The organism is Komagataeibacter kakiaceti JCM 25156 (assembly GCF_000613305.1).
The window spans coordinates 1-1,700 of record NZ_BAIO01000496.1 but is presented as its reverse complement, the minus strand read 5'-3'; the positions used below and the strand labels follow the sequence as shown (position 1 = coordinate 1,700).

Annotated in this window: 2 protein-coding genes and 1 pseudogene; all 3 read right to left on the bottom strand. The window is 66.2% G+C overall.

The genetic code is table 11. From position 1 onward, the window contains the following. A partial coding sequence (locus JCM25156_RS25285; RefSeq protein ID WP_034960354.1) for a hypothetical protein occupies positions 1-218 on the bottom strand: 218 nt, incomplete at its 3' end. After that, a complete protein-coding gene (locus JCM25156_RS25280; protein ID WP_242402706.1) occupies positions 218-1,429 on the bottom strand; it encodes a GspE/PulE family protein in 1,212 nt (403 codons plus the stop codon). The genes JCM25156_RS25285 and JCM25156_RS25280, both read right to left, overlap by 1 nt. A gap of 134 nt (positions 1,430-1,563) precedes the next feature. Further along, positions 1,564-1,653: pseudogene (locus JCM25156_RS31505) on the bottom strand (hypothetical protein); the annotation flags it as partial. Positions 1,654-1,700 lie beyond the last annotated feature (47 nt).

Genomic DNA, 1,700 nt, shown 5'->3' with positions numbered 1-1,700 from the left:
CGCCGGTGGAAAGGCAGGCAGGCCGCCAGCGCCGCAAAACGCGCCCGCCACCGGTCATGCCCGCCACCGGCCTCGGCACGGACGGGCAGGTTGCCCTGGGCGCGTATCCACGCAATGGCCTCGTTCTGGCTGCTGGCGCTGACCGTGCCATGTATGGTCTGGCCAGCGGGCGTGATGGCCGTAAAGTAAAACACCGGTGCTGCGGGCCCCTGCACCATTACGCGCCATCCGCGCGGATGCTGCGGGTGACTTCCTCAATCGTTGTCTGGCCCGCCAGCACAGCTTCAAGCCCGGCGTCGAACATCGGGACCATACCGGCCCCGGTTGCCGCGCGTTCAATGGCGGCGTGATCGGCATGGGCGAAGATCAGTCGGGTAATTTCCTCATCCGGGATCAGGAATTCGGCAATGGCGAGACGCCCGGCATAACCGGTAGCGCGGCAGTGGGGGCATCCCACCGGGTGGTACAGCATGATCGGGCGCAGGGCCGTGCGGGCTTCCAGCCCGAAGCGGGTGATCAGTTCCGTCGGCGCGGGATGGGCCACCCGGCAGTGCAGGCACAGGCGGCGCACCAGACGCTGGGCCATCACGCCGCGCAGCACGGCTGTCAGCAGGTAATCCTCCACCCCCATGTCCCGCAGCCGCACGATGGCCGCCGCCGCCGAGTTCGTGTGCAGGGTTGACAGGACCAGGTGCCCCGTCAGCGCCGCCTGCACCGAAATCTGCGCGGTTTCAAGATCACGGATTTCGCCCACCATCACGATATCCGGATCCTGACGCAGGATGGCGCGCAGGAGGGTGGCGAAATTCAGCCCGATCTGGGGCTTGACCTGCACCTGACTGATCCCGGCCAACTGGAATTCGATGGGGTCTTCAACCGTCACGACGTTACGATCGGCTGTATTGAGTGTAAGCAGGGCGGAATAGAGTGTTGTCGTCTTGCCCGATCCTGTCGGGCCGGTGACAAGAACAATGCCGTTGGGAAGCTGGAGGGTCTTCGTCAGCGCCGCGATCACGCCGGGGGCAAGGCCGAGCGCGGTGTAGTCGAACGTGACGGCCGAACGGTCCAGCACGCGCAGCACCACCGTTTCCCCATGCAGGGAGGGGAGGGTCGAGACGCGAAAATCCACTTCCTGCCCCCGTACGGGCAGGCGGATGCGGCCATCCTGCGGCAGGCGGCGTTCGGCAATATCCAGCCGCGCCATGATCTTGATGCGCGAGATGATCGCCGCCGTCAGGTTGGCGGCGGGGCTTTCCGCTTCCTGCAGCAGGCCGTCATTGCGGTAGCGGATGCGCAGCCGGTCCTCAAAGGGTTCGAGGTGGATGTCCGACGCCCGGCTTTCAACCGCGCGGAAAATGATCTGGTTGACCAGACGGATAACCGGCGCTTCGGACGCCATGTCCCGCAGCCGTTCCGCGTCTTCCTCCACGGCCGTGGCGGGATCCGGCTTCGCTGCCTGGTCCGTATCGGGATAGAGACGGTCGAAGGCGGCCTCGATTTCAACCGGAACGCAACCGCCACATTGACCGCAAGGCCCGTAGCCGCCGTCATGGCGGAGCGGACAAAGGGGTCCAACGGGTCGGTCAGGGCAAGGGTAAGGGTCGTTTGCGTGCAGGCCAGCGGCAGGGCGTGGGCATCGCGCAGGAAGCGCATCGGCAACCGGTCGGGCAGGACCGGCGTGGCGGGAAACTGGTCCGGCG